The organism is Streptomyces sp. NPDC043878 (assembly GCF_056435735.1).
On the sequence record NZ_JBWKDW010000003.1, the window covers coordinates 224067 to 242823 of the forward strand.

An 18757-nucleotide genomic window follows, 5' to 3' on the forward strand; every position below is an offset into this window, starting at 1 on the left:
CACTCTCACCTCGTTGGCCTTCAGCGGGCTGCGCTCAGCCGGTGCACACCGTGCACCCGGTCGGATGCGGTACGTTGGTGGACACACAAAGGGTCGTAGCTCAATTGGTAGAGCACTGGTCTCCAAAACCAGCGGTTGGGGGTTCAAGTCCCTCCGGCCCTGCTACACACACTCCTCCGCCAGGATGTGTGCGCATGCACGTACAGTAATGCACCGCCGTGCGGCTCTGACCGGGCGCGGCACGGCCACGACCCGGAATCAGGTGAGGACGAGTGACGGACGCCGTGGGCTCCATCGACATGCCTGATGCCCAGGATGAGGCGCCGGAGTCGAAGAAGACTCGCAAGGGCGGCAAGCGCGCGAAGAAGGGCCCGCTGAAGCGCCTCGCGCTCTTCTACCGTCAGGTGGTCGCGGAGCTCCGCAAGGTCGTATGGCCCACGCGCAATCAGCTGACGACGTACACGACCGTGGTGATCGTCTTCGTCGTCATCATGATCGGCCTGGTCACCGTGATCGACTATGGGCTCAATCACGCCGCCAAGTACGTCTTCGGCTGAGCCAGAAGCGAAGGGCGCCGTCACCGGCGCCCCTTTCGCGTGTTCCACCCCCATGTAACGAGGAAGAAGCAGCCACCGTGTCTGACCCGAACGTGAACGAGGCCGTCGAGCCGGACGAGTCCGTGGATGACGAACTCGACATCGTCGAGGGCGCGGACGAGGCAGACGAGTTCGAGGCTGCGGAAGCCGAACCGGGTGAGCCCGCCGAGGAGACCGCCCTCCACGCGGAGGACGAGTCCGGCGAGGACGCCGAGGACGAGTCCGGCGAAGACACCGACGCCGCCGACCTGGCCGCCTCCGACGAGGCCGAAGCCGAGGAGCCCGCGGAGGAGCCGGAGCCGGTCGACCCCGTCACCGCCCTGCGCGAGGAACTGCGCTCCCTGCCCGGCGAGTGGTACGTCATCCACACCTACGCCGGCTACGAGAACCGCGTGAAGACCAACCTCGAACAGCGTGCCGTCTCGCTGAACGTCGAGGACTTCATCTTCCAGGCCGAGGTGCCCCAGGAAGAGGTCGCGCAGATCAAGAACGGCGAGCGCAAGACCATCCGTCAGAACAAGCTCCCCGGCTACGTGCTGGTGCGCATGGACCTGACGAACGAGTCCTGGGGCGTCGTCCGCAACACCCCCGGCGTCACCGGCTTCGTGGGCAACGCCTACGACCCCTACCCGCTGACGCTCGACGAGATCGTGAAGATGCTCGCCCCGGAGGCCGAGGAGAAGGCCGCCCGCGAGGCCGCCGAGGCCGAGGGCAAGCCGGTCCCGCAGCGCAAGGTCGAGGTCCAGGTGCTGGACTTCGAGGTGGGCGACTCGGTCACCGTCACCGACGGCCCGTTCGCCACGCTGCAGGCGACCATCAACGAGATCAACCCCGACTCCAAGAAGGTCAAGGGCCTGGTCGAGATCTTCGGCCGCGAGACGCCCGTCGAGCTGTCCTTCGACCAGATCCAGAAGAACTAGCACCTTCTGGACGTACAACTTCCGAGCAGGTCAGACAGGCTCTCGCAGCTGGTCTGACCTGCTCGGTTTTTGGCCGCGCACAGATACCCGTTATCGTTGTGCGGTATGCCTCCATCCGGATCTTCACCTCGGAGGAAGGCAGCCGTCCGGGGCAACTCGGACGTAGGTAGGCGAAAACGAAAGAGGACCCGGAATGCCTCCCAAGAAGAAGAAGGTCACGGGGCTCATCAAGCTCCAGATCAACGCCGGTGCGGCGAACCCGGCCCCGCCGGTCGGCCCCGCGCTCGGTCAGCACGGCGTCAACATCATGGAGTTCTGCAAGGCCTACAACGCCGCGACCGAGTCGCAGCGTGGCTGGGTCATCCCGGTGGAGATCACGGTCTACGAGGACCGCTCCTTCACCTTCGTGACCAAGACTCCGCCGGCCGCGAAGATGATCCTCAAGGCCGCGGGTGTCGAGAAGGGCTCCGGCGAGCCGCACAAGACCAAGGTCGCCAAGATCACCCAGGCGCAGGTCCGTGAGATCGCCACGACCAAGCTCCCCGACCTGAACGCCAACGACCTGGACGCCGCGTCCAAGATCATCGCTGGCACCGCCCGTTCCATGGGCATCACGGTCGAGGGCTGATCCCCAGCCCCGTAGCACCTTCGTAGCACCGTGGCAGGGCCTGCTCGGCCCCAACCACGACTCCTCAAGACACACAGGAGCAGTAGTGAGCAAGCGCAGCAAGTCCCTCCGCGCTGCGGACGCCAAGATCGACCGGGAGAAGCTCTACGCCCCGCTCGAGGCCGTCCGTCTCGCCAAGGAGACCTCCACGTCCAAGTTCGACGGCACCGTCGAGGTCGCCTTCCGTCTGGGTGTCGACCCGCGTAAGGCCGACCAGATGGTCCGTGGCACCGTGAACCTCCCGCACGGCACCGGTAAGACCGCCCGGGTCCTGGTCTTCGCGACCGGCGACCGTGCCGAGGCCGCGCGTGCCGCGGGCGCCGACATCGTCGGCTCCGACGAGCTCATCGACGAGGTGGCGAAGGGGCGTCTGGACTTCGACGCCGTCGTCGCCACCCCGGACCTCATGGGCAAGGTCGGCCGTCTCGGCCGCGTGCTCGGTCCCCGTGGTCTCATGCCGAACCCGAAGACCGGCACCGTCACCCCGGACGTCGTCAAGGCCGTCAACGACATCAAGGGCGGCAAGATCGAGTTCCGCGTCGACAAGCACTCGAACCTGCACTTCATCATCGGCAAGACGTCGTTCGACGACACCAAGCTGGTGGAGAACTACGGCGCGGCGCTGGAGGAGATCCTCCGTCTGAAGCCGTCCGCCGCCAAGGGTCGCTACATCAAGAAGGCCGCGATCAGCACCACGATCGGCCCCGGCATTCCTCTTGACTCCAACCGCACCCGCAACCTCCTCGTCGAGGAGGACCCGGCGTCGGTCTGAGCCTGACGGCTCACCGCATCCGGTCACGGGCCCCGCAACCTTCCAGGTTGCGGGGCCCGTTCCCTTTCCCGGTACGGGTGTCGGTGCCCTGCGCTAGCGTGCGGAGACAGGATTCGCATAGGGGTGGGACCAATGAAGAGCACGACCGCGCGCCGCGTGACCCTGTCCATGGCGGCGCTGGCCGCGCTGTCCGGGGCGGCCGGCTGCAGTGTCTCCCACTCCCCGGCTCCCTCCGCGCGATCGGGCAGCGCCGGCGCGGACGACGGGACGTCCGGCGGGGACTCCGCGCGGACGCGTCACCTGAGCGCCCTGCGCGCGGCCGAGCGGTCCACCGACGCGGCCGACTCCGCCCGGGTCGAGTCGACCACCACGATGGGCTCGTTGATGTCGATGACGGCCGGCGGCACCCTCGGCTGGCACGACGGCCTCTCCGGCACGCTGACCATCACCTACACCGGCGGCACGGTCGCGGACACCATGCGCCGGCTCGGCAGCACGTCGATGCAGGCGCGCTACCTGCCCGACGCCTACTACGCCCGGATGGGCGAGAAGTTCGCCGAGCGGACGGGCGGCAGGCACTGGATCCGCTACCCGTACGACGACCTGGAGGCGCTCGGCGGCAGCTCCGGCGCCTACCTGCGGGACCAGCTGCGCAGCACCACCCCCGACCAGTCCGTGCAGCTTCTGCTGGCGTCGGGGGACGTGCGCAGGGCCGGCGCGGAGAAGGTGCGTGGGCAGGACACCACGCACTACTCGGGCACGGTCGACGTCGCCGGCCTCACCGCCGCCGGTTCCGGCCTGGGCGAGCGCCGGCTGGCCGACCTGAAGAGGCGGCTGGAGCAGGCCGGGGTCACCACGCAGACCGTGGACATCTGGGTCGACGACCGGGACCTGCTGGTCAAGAAGGTCGAGAAGGGGCGGACGGCGACCGGTGAGCTGACCCAGACCGCCTACTACAGCCACTACGGCGTGCGGGTCTCGGCCGAACGGCCGCCGGCCGACGACACCGAGGACTTCACCGCGCTGCTGAAGCAGCGGGGCGGTACGGGCGCGACCTCCTGAACCGCCCCGACGAGCCGCGGCGCCCGGGAGACGCGGGTCGGCCGGGCCACCCGAAGTCGCCTGCGGCCGGGGGGAATTCGGAAGACCATTCGAGCCACCTGGGATAGGCTCTCGGCCTTGCTGTGGATCAGCCATGCATTCTCTGGGGGAATCTTGAAGACTTCCGTACGCGGTTCCGCACGCCGTCGGACCACCGGCGCCGGCCTCGCCGCCCTGGTCCTCGCAGGCGGTGTGGCGGGGTGTGCCAAGGGCGACGGCGACGCGCCCGCGATGGAGCCGGCCGCGGCCGTCGCCAAGGCCGCGAAGAACGCCGAGACCATCACGTCCTTCCGCTACACGATGACCGGCCGGGTGCCGGACGCGGGCCGGGTGAGCGGCGAGGCGGCGATGAGCGTCAAGCCGCTGGCCATGAGCATGAAGATGACGGCGAAGGACAAGGCCGCCACCGCCGGCAAGGTGGAGATCCGGCTCGTCGGCAAGGCCATGTACATCGGCGGGGGCGCCGAGGCCGCCAAGGAGATGGACGGCAAGAGCTGGATCAAGCTCGACATGTCCGCGCTCGGCGGCGACAAGCAGCTCAACCCCGCCCAGCTCGGGGCCGGCCAGGCCGACCAGAACCCGGCGACCGAGTCCACCTTCCTCACCGGCTCCAAGAACGTGAAGAAGGTCGGCACCGAGACCGTCGACGGGGTGAAGACCACCCACTACAAGGGCACCGTCACCGTCGCCGAGATCGAGGCCTCCCTCAAGGGCAAGGCCAAGGCCACCCGGGAGGCCCGCGAGAAGAGCCTTCAGCAGTACAAGAAGATGGGCGTCGACTCGCTCGCGATGGACATGTGGATCGACGGGGACGACCACACCAAGAAGTTCCGCATGCGCGGCGACGCCGACAAGGGTCCCCTCGACATGGCCATCACCTTCCTCGACATCAACAAGCCGGTGACGGTCGTCGCCCCGCCCGCCAAGGACACGGTCGACCTCGCGGAGATGATGAAGGGCACCGAGGGCTGAGGCCCCCACGACCGGATTTGCCTCGCGGTGAGCCGGTCACGTACTCTCCTGAAGAAGCCAAAGACCGCTGGTCGTCGCCGTGTGCTCGCAAGAGGGTGCGGTGGCCGAAGGATCCGCTGAACTGCGGACGACCCGCGCAGGTGACTGTGGATGAACTCCCGGGAATCGCCGCTCACGCTGCGAACACCGGTCGAGTCACGCCCCGTGCGCCTGCGCCGGGGCGTTTCGTTTTCTCCGGCCCCTTGCGAGCGGTCCTCATCACCCGGAAGGAGGCCGACGCTCTATGGCAAGGCCCGACAAGGCTGCCGCGGTAGCCGAGCTCGCGGACCAGTTCCGCAGCTCGAACGCCGCCGTGCTGACCGAGTACCGGGGTCTCACCGTGGCGCAGCTCAAGACGCTGCGCCGTTCGCTCGGTGAAGACGCCCAGTACGCCGTGGTGAAGAACACGCTGACCAAGATTGCGGCCAACGAGGCCGGGATCTCGACGCTCGACGACCTGTTCAACGGTCCGACGGCGGTCGCCTTCATCACCGGTGACCCGGTGACGTCGGCGAAGGGTCTTCGTGACTTTGCCAAGGACAACCCGAACCTCGTCATCAAGGGCGGTGTCCTTGACGGCAAGGCGCTCTCCGCCGACGAGATCAAGAAGCTCGCGGACCTCGAGTCCCGCGAGGTTCTGCTCGCCAAGCTGGCGGGTGCCTTCAAGGGCAAGCAGTCCCAGGCTGCCTCGCTCTTCCAGGCGCTGCCCTCGAAGTTCGTCCGCACCGCGGAGGCGCTTCGGGTCAAGCTGGCCGAGCAGGGCGGTGCCGAGTAACTCGGCTCGCGCAGTGACCGCCGCCTGAGGCGACGGTCGTAGCGGGCCGAACGTACGCCCGCCTCACATGTACATCGGCACCAGCCGAATTAGTGGAAGGATCGCCCACATGGCGACGAAGCTGTCCCAGGAAGAGCTGCTCGAGCAGTTCGAGTCCCTCACCCTCATCGAGCTCTCCGAGTTCGTGAAGGCGTTCGAGGAGAAGTTCGACGTCACCGCCGCCGCCGCGGTCGCCGTTGCCGCTCCGGGTGCCCCGGGCGCCCCGGCCGAGGCCGTCGAGGAGCAGGACGAGTTCGACGTCGTCCTCACCGGCGCCGGCGAGAAGAAGATCCAGGTCATCAAGGTCGTGCGTGAGCTGACCTCCCTGGGTCTCAAGGAGGCCAAGGACCTCGTGGACGGCGCCCCGAAGCCCGTCCTCGAGAAGGTCGCCAAGGACGCCGCCGAGAAGGCCGCCGAGTCCCTCAAGGCCGCCGGCGCCTCCGTCGAGGTCAAGTAACACCTCACGCGACCGCACGGCCCCGCGCGGGCCGCTGCGGCCGCGGGCGACAGGCCCCGAAAGGGGTCTGTAACGCTGACGCACCGAAGAGCGATCATCCATCCGGGTGGTCGCTCTTCGGCGTTCAGGGGAGGCCGGTTGCGGCTGCCTTGCACGGCGGGATGCGCGGAGTATGGTGATCTTCATCGTGCCTCCGAGCGTCCGTGGTGGCGGCGGCGCGTGACGGTCGCAGCACCAGGTTCAGGCAGTAGGGCCTTGACGAACTGCACGCAGCGCGCAATTCTCAGGACGCGTCGTCACAAGGATCCGGATCCGAGGCATGGATCGACGGCGAAGAGGGCAGTATCAACGTGCATTGAGGGCGTGGGCTTGCGTAGGTGTCGAGAACGACGAGGGTCTCAAAAAACCCGCACTGGACATCAGTGTGCCAAGTGGCTACACTGACCCTTTGCGCTGCCTGTTAGCTGCTCCCTGCCCGTCACCAGGGGCATGCCCTCACCTGAGCACAGACGACCAGACCGTTCCGACCTGGCCCTATCCGGACCGTGAAGGAAACGTCTGTCCCTGTGCACGGGAGAGGGACCGGTACGCGCGTAGTGAGTCCGAGCCCTCGGAAGGACCCCCTCTTGGCCGCCTCGCGCACTGCCTCGACCGCGAATATGAACAACGGCGCCAGCACCGCCCCGCTGCGCATCTCCTTTGCAAAGATCAAGGAGCCCCTCGAGGTTCCGAACCTTCTTGCGCTGCAGACCGAAAGCTTCGACTGGCTGCTCGGCAACGACGCGTGGAAGGCTCGTGTCGAGGCGGCTCTGGACAGTGGACAGGACGTCCCCAGGAAGTCCGGCCTGGAGGAGATCTTCGAGGAGATCTCCCCGATCGAGGACTTCTCCGGGTCGATGTCCCTGACGTTCCGAGACCACCGCTTCGAGCCTCCGAAGAACTCCATCGACGAGTGCAAGGAGCGCGACTTCACGTTCGCCGCCCCGCTCTTCGTCACCGCCGAGTTCACCAACAACGAGACCGGCGAGATCAAGTCCCAGACGGTCTTCATGGGCGACTTCCCGCTCATGACCAACAAGGGCACCTTCGTCATCAACGGCACCGAGCGTGTCGTGGTGTCGCAGCTGGTCCGCTCGCCGGGCGTCTACTTCGACTCCTCGATCGACAAGACGTCCGACAAGGACATCTTCTCCTCCAAGATCATCCCGTCCCGGGGTGCCTGGCTGGAGATGGAGATCGACAAGCGCGACATGGTCGGTGTCCGCATCGACCGCAAGCGCAAGCAGTCCGTCACCGTCCTCCTCAAGGCGCTCGGCTGGACGACCGAGCAGATCATCGAGGAGTTCGGCGAGTACGAGTCCATGCGCGCCACCCTGGAGAAGGACCACACCCAGGGCCAGGACGACGCGCTGCTCGACATCTACCGCAAGCTGCGTCCGGGCGAGCCCCCCACCCGTGAGGCCGCGCAGACGCTGCTCGAGAACCTCTACTTCAACCCCAAGCGCTACGACCTCGCCAAGGTCGGCCGCTACAAGGTCAACAAGAAGCTGGGTGCGGACGCGCCGCTGGACGCGGGCGTCCTGACCGTCGAGGACATCATCTCGACGATCAAGTACCTGGTGAAGCTGCACGCTGGCGAGACCGAGACGACCTCCGACAGCGGCCAGACGATCGTCGTCGAGACCGACGACATCGACCACTTCGGCAACCGTCGTCTGCGCAGTGTCGGCGAGCTCATCCAGAACCAGGTCCGTACGGGCCTGGCGCGGATGGAGCGTGTCGTCCGCGAGCGCATGACGACCCAGGACGTCGAGGCGATCACGCCGCAGACCCTGATCAACATCCGGCCGGTCGTCGCCTCCATCAAGGAGTTCTTCGGCACCAGCCAGCTGTCGCAGTTCATGGACCAGAACAACCCGCTGTCGGGTCTCACCCACAAGCGCCGTCTGTCGGCGCTCGGCCCGGGTGGTCTCTCCCGTGAGCGGGCCGGCTTCGAGGTCCGTGACGTGCACCCCTCGCACTACGGCCGCATGTGCCCGATCGAGACGCCCGAAGGCCCGAACATCGGTCTGATCGGCTCGCTCGCCTCCTACGGCCGGGTCAACGCGTTCGGCTTCGTCGAGACGCCGTACCGCCGGGTCACCGACGGCATCGTCACCGACGAGGTCGACTACCTCACGGCCGACGAGGAGGACCGCTTCGTCATCGCGCAGGCCAACGCCACGCTCAACGACGACATGCGCTTCACCGAGAACCGCGTCCTGGTCCGCCGCCGTGGCGGCGAGGTCGACTACGTCGCCGGTGACGACGTGGACTACATGGACGTCTCGCCGCGCCAGATGGTGTCGGTCGCGACCGCCATGATCCCGTTCCTCGAGCACGACGACGCCAACCGTGCCCTCATGGGCGCGAACATGATGCGCCAGGCCGTGCCGCTCATCAAGAGCGAGGCCCCGCTCGTCGGCACCGGCATGGAGTACCGCTCCGCCGTCGACGCCGGCGACGTGGTCAAGGCCGAGAAGGACGGTGTGGTCCAGGAGGTCTCCGCGGACTACATCACCACCGCCAACGACGACGGCACGTACATCACGTACCGCCTCGCCAAGTTCTCCCGCTCCAACCAGGGCACCTCGGTGAACCAGAAGGTCATCGTCAACGAGGGCGACCGGATCATCACCGGCCAGGTCCTCGCCGACGGTCCGGCCACCGAGAACGGCGAGATGGCGCTGGGCAAGAACCTGCTCGTGGCGTTCATGCCCTGGGAGGGTCACAACTACGAGGACGCGATCATCCTGTCGCAGCGCCTCGTGCAGGACGACGTCCTCTCCTCGATCCACATCGAGGAGCACGAGGTCGACGCCCGTGACACCAAGCTCGGCCCCGAGGAGATCACCCGGGACATCCCGAACGTCTCCGAGGAGGTCCTCGCCGACCTCGACGAGCGCGGCATCATCCGGATCGGCGCCGAGGTCGTCGCCGGCGACATCCTCGTCGGCAAGGTCACGCCCAAGGGCGAGACCGAGCTGACGCCGGAGGAGCGCCTGCTGCGCGCGATCTTCGGTGAGAAGGCCCGTGAGGTCCGTGACACCTCGCTGAAGGTGCCGCACGGCGAGATCGGCAAGGTCATCGGCGTCCGCGTCTTCGACCGTGAAGAGGGCGACGAGCTGCCGCCGGGCGTGAACCAGCTGGTTCGTGTCTACGTGGCGCAGAAGCGCAAGATCACGGACGGTGACAAGCTGGCCGGCCGTCACGGCAACAAGGGTGTCATCTCCAAGATCCTGCCCATCGAGGACATGCCGTTCCTCGAGGACGGGACGCCGGTCGACATCATCCTGAACCCCCTGGGTGTGCCGTCCCGAATGAACCCGGGACAGGTCCTGGAGATCCACCTCGGCTGGCTCGCCAGCCGCGGCTGGGACGTCTCCGGCCTCGGCGAGGACTGGGCGAAGCGTCTGCAGGTCATCGGCGCCGACCAGGTCGACCCGGGTACCAACGTCGCCACCCCCGTCTTCGACGGTGCGCGTGAGGACGAGCTCGCGGGTCTGCTGAACCACACCATCCCGAACCGCGACGGCGACCGCATGGTCCTCCCGTCCGGCAAGGCGAGGATGTTCGACGGCCGCTCCGGCGAGCCGTTCCCGGAGCCGATCTCGGTCGGTTACATGTACATCCTCAAACTGCACCACCTGGTCGACGACAAGCTGCACGCCCGCTCGACCGGTCCGTACTCGATGATCACCCAGCAGCCGCTGGGTGGTAAGGCCCAGTTCGGTGGCCAGCGCTTCGGTGAGATGGAGGTGTGGGCGCTGGAGGCATACGGCGCCGCCTACGCCCTCCAGGAGCTGCTGACCATCAAGTCCGACGACGTGACCGGCCGCGTGAAGGTCTACGAGGCCATCGTCAAGGGCGAGAACATCCCCGAGCCCGGCATCCCCGAGTCCTTCAAGGTGCTCATCAAGGAGATGCAGTCCCTGTGCCTCAACGTGGAGGTGCTGTCCTCGGACGGCATGTCCATCGAGATGCGCGACACCGACGAGGACGTCTTCCGCGCGGCGGAGGAGCTTGGCATCGACCTGTCCCGGCGTGAGCCGAGCAGCGTCGAAGAGGTCTGACGGGAGTTCGGAGGCCTTCGCCATGAAGGCCTCCGGCCCCAGGACCCCCGTATCAGACCCCATGACTTACAACCCTGAGAGGGATTGACGCATAGTGCTCGACGTCAACTTCTTCGACGAGCTCCGGATCGGTCTGGCCACCGCTGACGACATCCGTCAGTGGAGCCACGGCGAGGTCAAGAAGCCCGAGACGATCAACTACCGCACGCTCAAGCCCGAGAAGGACGGACTCTTCTGCGAGAAGATCTTCGGTCCGACCCGGGACTGGGAGTGCTACTGCGGCAAGTACAAGCGTGTCCGGTTCAAGGGCATCATCTGCGAGCGCTGCGGCGTCGAGGTCACTCGCGCCAAGGTGCGTCGTGAGCGGATGGGCCACATCGAGCTGGCCGCCCCCGTCACGCACATCTGGTACTTCAAGGGTGTCCCGTCGCGGCTGGGCTACCTGCTCGACCTCGCCCCGAAGGACCTCGAAAAGGTCATCTACTTCGCGGCGTACATGATCACGTACGTCGACGACGAGCGCCGTACGCGTGACCTGCCCTCGCTGGAGGCGCACGTCTCCGTCGAGCGTCAGCAGGTCGAGAACCGTCGCGACTCCGACCTGGAGGCCCGCGCCAAGAAGCTCGAGACCGACCTGGCCGAGCTCGAGGCCGAGGGTGCCAAGGCCGACGTGCGCCGCAAGGTGCGCGAAGGTGCCGAGCGGGAGATGAAGCAGCTGCGCGACCGCGCGCAGCGCGAGATCGACCGCCTGGACGAGGTGTGGACCCGGTTCAAGAACCTCAAGGTCCAGGACCTCGAGGGCGACGAGCTCCTCTACCGCGAGCTGCGTGACCGCTTCGGCACGTACTTCGACGGTTCGATGGGTGCCGCGGCGCTGCAGAAGCGCCTGGAGTCCTTCGACCTCGACGAGGAGGCCGAGCGCCTCCGCGAGATCATCCGTACCGGCAAGGGCCAGAAGAAGACCCGTGCGCTCAAGCGCCTCAAGGTCGTCTCCGCGTTCCTGCAGACCAGCAACAGCCCCAAGGGCATGGTGCTCGACTGCGTGCCGGTCATCCCGCCGGACCTTCGCCCGATGGTGCAGCTGGACGGTGGCCGCTTCGCGACCTCCGACCTGAACGACCTGTACCGCCGAGTGATCAACCGCAACAACCGCCTGAAGCGGCTTCTCGACCTCGGCGCGCCCGAGATCATCGTGAACAACGAGAAGCGCATGCTCCAGGAGGCCGTCGACGCGCTCTTCGACAACGGCCGTCGTGGCCGCCCGGTGACGGGCCCCGGCAACCGTCCGCTGAAGTCGCTGTCCGACATGCTCAAGGGCAAGCAGGGCCGCTTCCGTCAGAACCTGCTCGGCAAGCGCGTGGACTACTCCGCGCGTTCCGTGATCGTCGTCGGTCCGCAGCTGAAGCTGCACCAGTGCGGTCTGCCGAAGGCCATGGCGCTGGAGCTCTTCAAGCCGTTCGTGATGAAGCGCCTGGTCGACCTGAACCACGCGCAGAACATCAAGAGCGCCAAGCGGATGGTCGAGCGCGGCCGCACGGTCGTGTACGACGTCCTCGAAGAGGTCATCGCGGAGCACCCGGTTCTGCTGAACCGTGCGCCCACCCTGCACCGCCTCGGCATCCAGGCCTTCGAGCCGCAGCTGGTCGAGGGCAAGGCCATCCAGATCCACCCGCTCGTCTGCACCGCGTTCAACGCGGACTTCGACGGTGACCAGATGGCCGTCCACCTGCCGCTCTCCGCGGAGGCGCAGGCCGAGGCCCGCATCCTGATGCTGTCCTCCAACAACATCCTCAAGCCCGCCGACGGCCGTCCGGTGACGATGCCGACCCAGGACATGGTCCTCGGTCTGTTCTTCCTCACCACCGACGGTGAACTGCGTGACGTCAAGGGTGAGGGCCGTGCGTTCGGCTCCTCCGCCGAGGCGACCATGGCGTTCGACAACGGCGAGCTCGCGCTCCAGTCGGCGATCGACATCCGCTTCCCGGTGGGCACCATCCCGCCGCGCGGCTGGACCCCGCCGGCGCAGGAGGAGGGTGAGCCGGAGTGGCAGCAGGGTGACTCCTTCCGCCTGCGGACGACCCTGGGCCGCGCGCTCTTCAACGAGCTGCTGCCCGAGGACTACCCGTTCGTCGACTACTCGGTGGGCAAGAAGCAGCTCTCCGAGATCGTCAACGACCTGGCCGAGCGCTACCCCAAGGTCATCGTGGCGGCGACGCTCGACAACCTGAAGGCGGCCGGCTTCTTCTGGGCGACCCGTTCCGGTGTCACCGTGGCCATCTCCGACGTCGTCGTTCCCGAGGCGAAGAAGGAGATCGTCAAGGGCTACGAGGCACAGGACGAGAAGGTCCAGAAGCAGTACGAGCGCGGTCTGATCACCAAGGACGAGCGCACGCAGGAACTCATCGCGATCTGGACCAAGGCGACCAACGAGGTCGCCGAGGCGATGAACGCGAACTTCCCGAAGACGAACCCCATCTTCATGATGGTCGACTCGGGTGCCCGAGGAAACATGATGCAGATGCGTCAGATCGCGGGTATGCGTGGTCTGGTGTCGAACGCGAAGAACGAGACGATCCCGCGTCCGATCAAGGCGTCCTTCCGTGAGGGTCTGTCCGTCCTGGAGTACTTCATCTCCACCCACGGTGCCCGTAAGGGTCTCGCGGACACCGCCCTGCGTACCGCCGACTCGGGTTACCTGACCCGTCGTCTGGTGGACGTCTCGCAGGACGTCATCATCCGCGAGGAGGACTGCGGCACCGAGCGCGGCCTGAAGCTGCGGATCGCCTCGCGCGACGCCGAGGGCGTGCTGCGCAAGGCGGAGGACGTGGAGACCAGCGTCTACGCCCGGATGCTCGCCGAGGACGTCGTCATCGACGGCAAGGTGATCGCGCCGGCCAACGTGGACCTGGGCGACGTGCTCATCGACCAGCTCGTGCACCACGGTGTCGAGGAGGTCAAGACGCGTTCGATCCTGACCTGCGAGTCGCACGTCGGCACCTGTGCCATGTGCTACGGCCGCTCCCTGGCCACCGGCAAGCTGGTCGACATCGGTGAGGCGGTCGGCATCATCGCCGCCCAGTCCATCGGTGAGCCCGGTACCCAGCTGACGATGCGTACCTTCCACACCGGTGGTGTGGCCGGTGACGACATCACCCAGGGTCTGCCGCGTGTCGTCGAGCTCTTCGAGGCCCGTACCCCGAAGGGTGTCGCCCCGATCTCCGAGGCCTCCGGCCGCGTGCGGATCGAGGAGACCGAGAAGACCAAGAAGATCGTCATCACGCCGGACGACGGCAGCGAGGAGACGGCGTTCCCGATCTCCAAGCGCGCCCGACTCCTGGTCAGCGAGGGCGAGCACGTCGAGGTGGGCCAGAAGCTCACCGTGGGTGCCACCAACCCGCATGACGTGCTGCGCATCCTGGGTCAGCGTGCCGTCCAGGTCCACCTGGTCGGCGAGGTCCAGAAGGTCTACAACTCGCAGGGTGTGTCGATCCACGACAAGCACATCGAGATCATCATCCGGCAGATGCTGCGCCGGGTGACGATCATCGAGTCGGGCGACGCGGAGCTGCTGCCCGGCGAGCTGGTCGAGCGTTCGAAGTTCGAGACCGAGAACCGTCGTGTGGTCCAGGAAGGCGGCCACCCGGCCTCCGGCCGTCCGCAGCTGATGGGTATCACCAAGGCCTCGCTGGCGACCGAGTCGTGGCTGTCGGCGGCCTCCTTCCAGGAGACGACCAGGGTCCTGACGGACGCGGCGATCAACGCCAAGTCCGACTCCCTGATCGGCCTCAAGGAGAACGTCATCATCGGTAAGCTCATCCCGGCCGGTACGGGTCTGTCCCGCTACCGCAACATCCGGGTCGAGCCGACCGAGGAGGCCAAGGCCGCGATGTACTCGGCCGTCGGCTACGACGACATCGACTACTCGCCGTTCGGCACCGGCTCCGGCCAGGCCGTTCCGCTGGAGGACTACGACTACGGTCCGTACAACCAGTAAGCGGGCAGCTTGATCCGAAGGGCGCCCACCCCGTCTCGTACGGGGTGGGCGCCCTTCGGCGTGTCCGTCTCCTGTCCGTGGCTCAGCGGGTCAGCCGCAGGTACGGCTCCAGTTCGGCCATCCGGGTCTGGTTGTCGGGGTGCGTGGACAGCAGCCTGGCCAGGGTGCCGGGCTCGCTGAGCTTCTGCCCCTGGGCGACGAGGGCCGCCCTGGCCGCCGTCTCCTCGGTCTGGAAGTGGTACAGCACTTCGGCGAGTTGACGGGCGAAGCCGAGTTCGGCGGCCTGCCGGTCGGCACGCAGTTCGCCGCGCCGGCCCGCGTAGGCGAGCAGGTAGGGGGCGGCGACCAGCGGAACGGTGACGTACCAGGCAGCGAAGAACGCGGCCACCACCATCATGCCCATGAACAGGATCAGGAAGCCGGTCGCCGCCATGGAGAACACCCCGGCCACGGCGATCGCGAACCGTGCCAGTCCCCTGGTCGCCGCCCAGGCGATCCGGCCGGGCAGCGAGTACCAGTAGCCGAGCAGCCCGGCCCAGGCGTGACCGCCGGTGTGGTGACCGAGTTCATGGGCGAGTACGGCGGCGAGGTTGCTGCTCGGGATCCGGTTCAGGGCGTACGTCGTGACGCTGACGACATGGCCCGCGACCGCCGAGGCGTTCAGTTCCTCGCTGTTCTCCACCATCAGCTCGTAGCTGCCCGGTTCGATGCCGGCGCGGGCGGTGACCTCGCGCCAGACGGGTTCCAGCCGGGCCCGTTCGTCGGGCGCCGGCTGCCGGAGCTTGAGCACGTGCCGGGCGAACGCCAGCTCGGTGGGCCGGTGGAAGACGAGCAGTCCGGAGGCGACCCAGGCCACGATCACGAACGTCCCCACGACGCTCCCGAGCAGCCCCAGGGCCAGCGAACTCACCAGCGCCAGGCTCACCAGCGCCCCCGGCAACCGCACCGCGAGCCGCCCGACAGCGGTGGCGTCGGCCCCCCGCTGGTGCTCGGCGACGTGCAGCCGGGCGCCACGGTGACGGTAGTCGAGGTCGTCGGGGGCGGGCGCGGGGCCGAGGTCGGGCGCGGGCGCGGGCGGAGCAACGGTCCCGGCCGGATCGGGGTACGACGGGCCCGTGCCGGGCGGGGAGGGGGCTGTGGTCGGGTACGCGTACGCCGGGCCTGCGCCGGCGGAGGCGGGGCCGGGGCCGGGGTACGCCGGGCCCGGCGGGGGATAGTTCGGGGTGGGGCCCGTGCCCGGGTACGTCGAGGTCGATCCGCCCCCGGTCTGACCGGAGGCGGGGTGGGCCGGCCCCGGGACCGGGTGGGCGGGAGCGCCCGTACGGAGGTGGGCCGTACCGGGGAACGCGGAGTCCGTTCCGGGATGGGCGGGTCCTGCTCCGGGACAAGTGGGGCCTGGGCCTGGGGCGGCCGGGCCGACTCCGGGATACGCGGGTTCGCCCCCCGGGTAGGCCGGGACCGACCCTGGGGAGGCCGGGCCCGCTCCGGGGTAGGCCGGGACCGATCGCGTGGTGCCGGGGCCCGCTCCGGGGTAGGCCGGTTCTGAGCTCGGGTAGGCGGGCGCGCCCCCTGGGTACGCCGGGCCCGACCCCGTGGTGCCCGGGCCCGCTCCGGGACGGGCCGGTTCTGAGTTCGGGACGCCGGGACCGCCGTCTGGGGAGGCCGGGCCCGCTCCGGGGTACGCCGGGCCCGACCCCGTGGTGCCCGGGCCCGCTCCGGGACGGGCCGGTTCTGAGTTCGGGACGCCGGGACCGCCGTCTGGGTAGGCCGGGCCCGAGCTCGGGTAGGCGGGACCGCCCCCTGGGTAGGCCGGGCCCGACCCCGTCGTACGCGGACCCGTTCCCGGATGGGCCGGCCCCGAACTCGGGTACGCAGCAGCCGGGTTCGGGTAGGTGGGAACCGGTGCCGGAGCGGCGGGGCCCGATCCCGGATGGGCCGCGCCCGGATCCGGGTAAGCCTCGCCCGGTCCCCGGTGGGCAGCAGCCGGGTTCGGGTAGGTGGGACCCGGTGCCGGGTAGGCCGGTCCGGTGCCCGCGGTCGCTTCCGGCTGTGGCCGCCGCGGGGCTCGCGATCCCGGACCGGACGTGGGGCTCGGCGTGGCGAGGTGCGGGTACGGCGGTCGCGGGTGGGCGGGGCCCGGCGCGATGGCTTCGGGGTACGCGGGACCCGGGACGGCGGCGGCGTCGAGGTGCGGGTGTTCCGGGTGGGTGGGTTCGGACGGGCCGGGGGGCTGGGACATGGCGGCTCCGTGAGGTGTCAGGCGGCCCAGGAGGGCCGGATGTGGTTGATGACGGCTTGTCGGTCGTGGCTGTGAAGGAGTGGCCGGCTGGCTCTTCGGGGCGCCCTGGCTGCTGATGGGGACTCCTTCGGGGCGGGGATGTCAGCCGATGAGCGGGGCGGTGGGCAGCAGCAGGGTGCCGACGCAGAAGGCGATCAGGCCGGCCCGGATCCAGCGGTGCTTGGACAGGGCGATCCCGCTGTTCTCCGCGAGGGAGGCCAGCAGACCGGCGGCCGGGTCGCGGTCGGTGTCGGCGAGCGCCTCGGCGAGCCGCCCCTCGCGCACGGCCTGCTGGATGTCGCCGAAGTAGCAGAGCGGCCGTCCGGCGGCCCAGGTGCGGGCGCGGTAGCGAGGCAGCACGGCCAGCAGCAGGGAGACCAGGGACAGGGCCAGGGCGGCCGTCCCGGTCCACCAGAGCGCGGCGGCCGGAGCGGACAGCCGCCCGGGTGACCAGTCCCGGCCCGCCAGCAGCGCGGTGAACACGCCAGCCGTCATGCCGAGGGCCCCCACCAGCACGGACGCCTTGGTGTCGGCGCGCGCGATCTCGCCCCGCACCTCGCCGAGCAGCCGCTCCGCGGTCCGGTGCGCCGCCGTGGCGGAGACGGGGGCCGCCGTGCCGGGAACGGTCACGCGGACCCCGCCTCGGGCGCCCGCGCCGGGTACGCCCCCGGGGCGGGCGGCACGGCGGGGGCCGGCCCGTCGGCGACGGGGGACACGGTCGGCGGGGGAGGCGTCGCAGCGGCGTACAGCGTCTGCTCGTACGACCCGGCGGACCCCTGTGCCGCCGGGTCGTACGGGACCTGCGCGGGGGCCTGGGGCGCGCCGTGCGGCGCCACCGGCCCGCCGGGGGCGTGGGACCGCGGGCCGGGGGCGTACGGCTGCCGGCCGGGCGTGTACGGCTGCTGGCCGGGCGTGTACGGCTGGGAGGGGGTGTACGGCTGTGACGGGTCGTACGGCTGCTGCGGCGCCGGCGCTCCCGGGTAAGGGGGGTGCGGTGTCCCGCCGTAGGGCTGCTGCGGGGGTTCGGCCGGGGGCAGGGCCGGGGGTGGTGTCTGTTCGCGCAGCAGGTCGTCCACGGACCGCAGGACGGATTTCGCCGACTCCGCCTTCTGGAAGTCCTCCAGACTGTCCCCGGCGATCACCTGCAACTCCTTGCGGATCACGCCCAGCTGGTCCTTCTGCAGGGTCTGGATCACCATCCGGGTGTCCCTGGGGTGCGCGGCGAGGTGGAAGGCCCAGGCGCCGACCCCGCCGTGCTGGAGGTGGTGCTGGTAGAAGGCGATCTTCTGGGCGATCAGCTCCTGCGACTGGTGTTCGCGCAGCACCTCCAGCTCGTGTTCCAGGCGGGCCTGCCGCAGCCGGTACTCGTGCTCGGGGTCGAGCATCTCCGACTCGTAGCGGAGGGTCCGCCGGCGCCGGCGGTGGGCGATCGCGTCGTCGTCCAGCCGCAGCCGCACCACGCACGACACCGTGAGGCCGGTGCCCGCGGCGAAGTCGCCCGCCTCCTCCACCGCCCGCTGGACGGCCCGCTCGGCGGCGGAGCTGTCGTCGATGGGGAAGCGCCGGGTGACCGGCCGGGCCGCCTGCTGGAGTTCGCGGGCCAGGCGGGTCGGCACGTCCCGCTCGCCGCTCACCACGTACGCGATCGGGTCCGCGACCCGCCAGGTCAGGTCGGCGGTGACGCCGAACGCGAACGCGTCGTCGTCACTGGGGAGTTCGAGTTCCAGCTGCACGGGGTGGCTGCCCATGTCCACCTCGTGGACGGAGGTGTAGCGGCGGGTCGCCGCCTCCGCGCGGCTCGGCCGGTGCGGCGGCATGAAGACGTCGTAGGAGCCGCCCGCAGTGACGAACACCAGGGCGTGGTCGATCGCGCCGACCTGTCTGCGGGCCGTGTAGTCGAACCGTGAGATGGGGCGCACGGTCAGCACCGGGTCGATCAGCGCCGTGTGCCGGTCGGCCTGTTGCTGCCACTCCGGCGGCCGGCGGAAGTCCGTCATGGGTCACTCCTCGGGGATGGTTCGGTGCGTGGGGCGGT

General features: G+C 68.9%; 13 protein-coding genes and 1 tRNA gene. 11 read left to right on the plus strand and 3 right to left on the minus strand.

What is annotated here, in order from left to right:
• Positions 1 to 89: 89 nt before the first annotated feature.
• From AC07AZ_RS06785 to AC07AZ_RS06835, 11 genes are all read left to right on the plus strand, one after another.
• Positions 90 to 162 (plus strand) — tRNA-Trp (locus tag AC07AZ_RS06785).
• Between the two features lie 110 nt (positions 163 to 272).
• Positions 273 to 557, plus strand: coding sequence for a preprotein translocase subunit SecE (gene secE / locus AC07AZ_RS06790; RefSeq protein WP_356033267.1), 285 nt, complete (start codon positions 273 to 275; stop codon positions 555 to 557).
• A 77-nt stretch (positions 558 to 634) separates the two neighbouring features.
• Positions 635 to 1516, plus strand: coding sequence for a transcription termination/antitermination protein NusG (gene nusG / locus AC07AZ_RS06795; protein WP_478844543.1), 882 nt, complete (start codon positions 635 to 637; stop codon positions 1514 to 1516).
• 193 nt (positions 1517 to 1709) lie between these two features.
• The gene (gene rplK, locus AC07AZ_RS06800; RefSeq protein WP_019072313.1) at positions 1710 to 2144 is read left to right on the plus strand and encodes a 50S ribosomal protein L11; all 435 of its coding nucleotides are present in this window, start codon (positions 1710 to 1712) and stop codon (positions 2142 to 2144) included.
• 85 nt (positions 2145 to 2229) lie between these two features.
• Positions 2230 to 2955, plus strand: coding sequence for a 50S ribosomal protein L1 (rplA, locus tag AC07AZ_RS06805; protein ID WP_356033262.1), 726 nt, complete (start codon positions 2230 to 2232; stop codon positions 2953 to 2955).
• A gap of 132 nt (positions 2956 to 3087) precedes the next feature.
• Positions 3088 to 4017: an SCO4651 family lipoprotein gene (locus AC07AZ_RS06810; protein WP_478844546.1), complete on the plus strand. Its 930-nt coding sequence runs from the start codon at positions 3088 to 3090 to the stop codon at positions 4015 to 4017.
• Between the two features lie 153 nt (positions 4018 to 4170).
• Positions 4171 to 5028, plus strand: coding sequence for an SCO4651 family lipoprotein (locus AC07AZ_RS06815; protein ID WP_478844548.1), 858 nt, complete (start codon positions 4171 to 4173; stop codon positions 5026 to 5028).
• 283 nt (positions 5029 to 5311) lie between these two features.
• On the plus strand, positions 5312 to 5842 hold the full coding sequence (gene rplJ, locus AC07AZ_RS06820; RefSeq protein WP_478844550.1) for a 50S ribosomal protein L10: 531 nt from the start codon (positions 5312 to 5314) through the stop codon (positions 5840 to 5842).
• 109 nt (positions 5843 to 5951) lie between these two features.
• The gene (gene rplL / locus AC07AZ_RS06825) at positions 5952 to 6338 is read left to right on the plus strand and encodes a 50S ribosomal protein L7/L12 (RefSeq protein ID WP_478844552.1); all 387 of its coding nucleotides are present in this window, start codon (positions 5952 to 5954) and stop codon (positions 6336 to 6338) included.
• A gap of 626 nt (positions 6339 to 6964) precedes the next feature.
• A complete protein-coding gene (gene rpoB, locus AC07AZ_RS06830; protein WP_478844554.1) occupies positions 6965 to 10450 on the plus strand; it encodes a DNA-directed RNA polymerase subunit beta in 3486 nt (1161 codons plus the stop codon).
• Positions 10451 to 10544: 94 nt separating this feature from the next.
• Entirely contained in the window at positions 10545 to 14444 is a 3900-nt protein-coding gene (locus tag AC07AZ_RS06835; protein WP_478844556.1) for a DNA-directed RNA polymerase subunit beta', read from the plus strand.
• Positions 14445 to 14526: 82 nt separating this feature from the next.
• On the opposite strand, the gene AC07AZ_RS06840 is transcribed toward AC07AZ_RS06835, so the two are convergent.
• The 3 genes from AC07AZ_RS06840 to AC07AZ_RS06850 all read right to left on the minus strand — a co-directional run bounded on the left by AC07AZ_RS06840 (position 14527) and on the right by AC07AZ_RS06850 (position 18719).
• On the minus strand, positions 14527 to 15369 hold the full coding sequence (locus tag AC07AZ_RS06840) for a M48 family metalloprotease (RefSeq protein WP_478844558.1): 843 nt from the start codon (positions 15367 to 15369) through the stop codon (positions 14527 to 14529).
• Between the two features lie 1455 nt (positions 15370 to 16824).
• Positions 16825 to 17352, minus strand: coding sequence for a Pycsar system effector family protein (locus tag AC07AZ_RS06845; RefSeq protein ID WP_478844561.1), 528 nt, complete (start codon positions 17350 to 17352; stop codon positions 16825 to 16827).
• Positions 17349 to 18719: a PE-PGRS family protein gene (locus AC07AZ_RS06850; protein ID WP_478844563.1), complete on the minus strand. Its 1371-nt coding sequence runs from the start codon at positions 18717 to 18719 to the stop codon at positions 17349 to 17351. Before AC07AZ_RS06850 ends, AC07AZ_RS06845 begins: the two co-directional genes overlap by 4 nt.
• Positions 18720 to 18757: the final 38 nt, after the last annotated feature.

What these genes read in the sequence shown, in the direction of transcription:
- rplJ (WP_478844550.1), top strand. Translation starts at nt 5,312, where the DNA reads ATGGCAAGGCCCGACAAGGCTGCCGCGGTAGCCGAGCTCGCGGACCAG.
- rplL (WP_478844552.1), top strand. Translation starts at nt 5,952, where the DNA reads ATGGCGACGAAGCTGTCCCAGGAAGAGCTGCTCGAGCAGTTCGAGTCC.
- AC07AZ_RS06850 (WP_478844563.1), bottom strand. Translation starts at nt 18,719, where the DNA reads ATGACGGACTTCCGCCGGCCGCCGGAGTGGCAGCAACAGGCCGACCGG.
- rplK (WP_019072313.1), top strand. Translation starts at nt 1,710, where the DNA reads ATGCCTCCCAAGAAGAAGAAGGTCACGGGGCTCATCAAGCTCCAGATC.
- AC07AZ_RS06810 (WP_478844546.1), top strand. Translation starts at nt 3,088, where the DNA reads ATGAAGAGCACGACCGCGCGCCGCGTGACCCTGTCCATGGCGGCGCTG.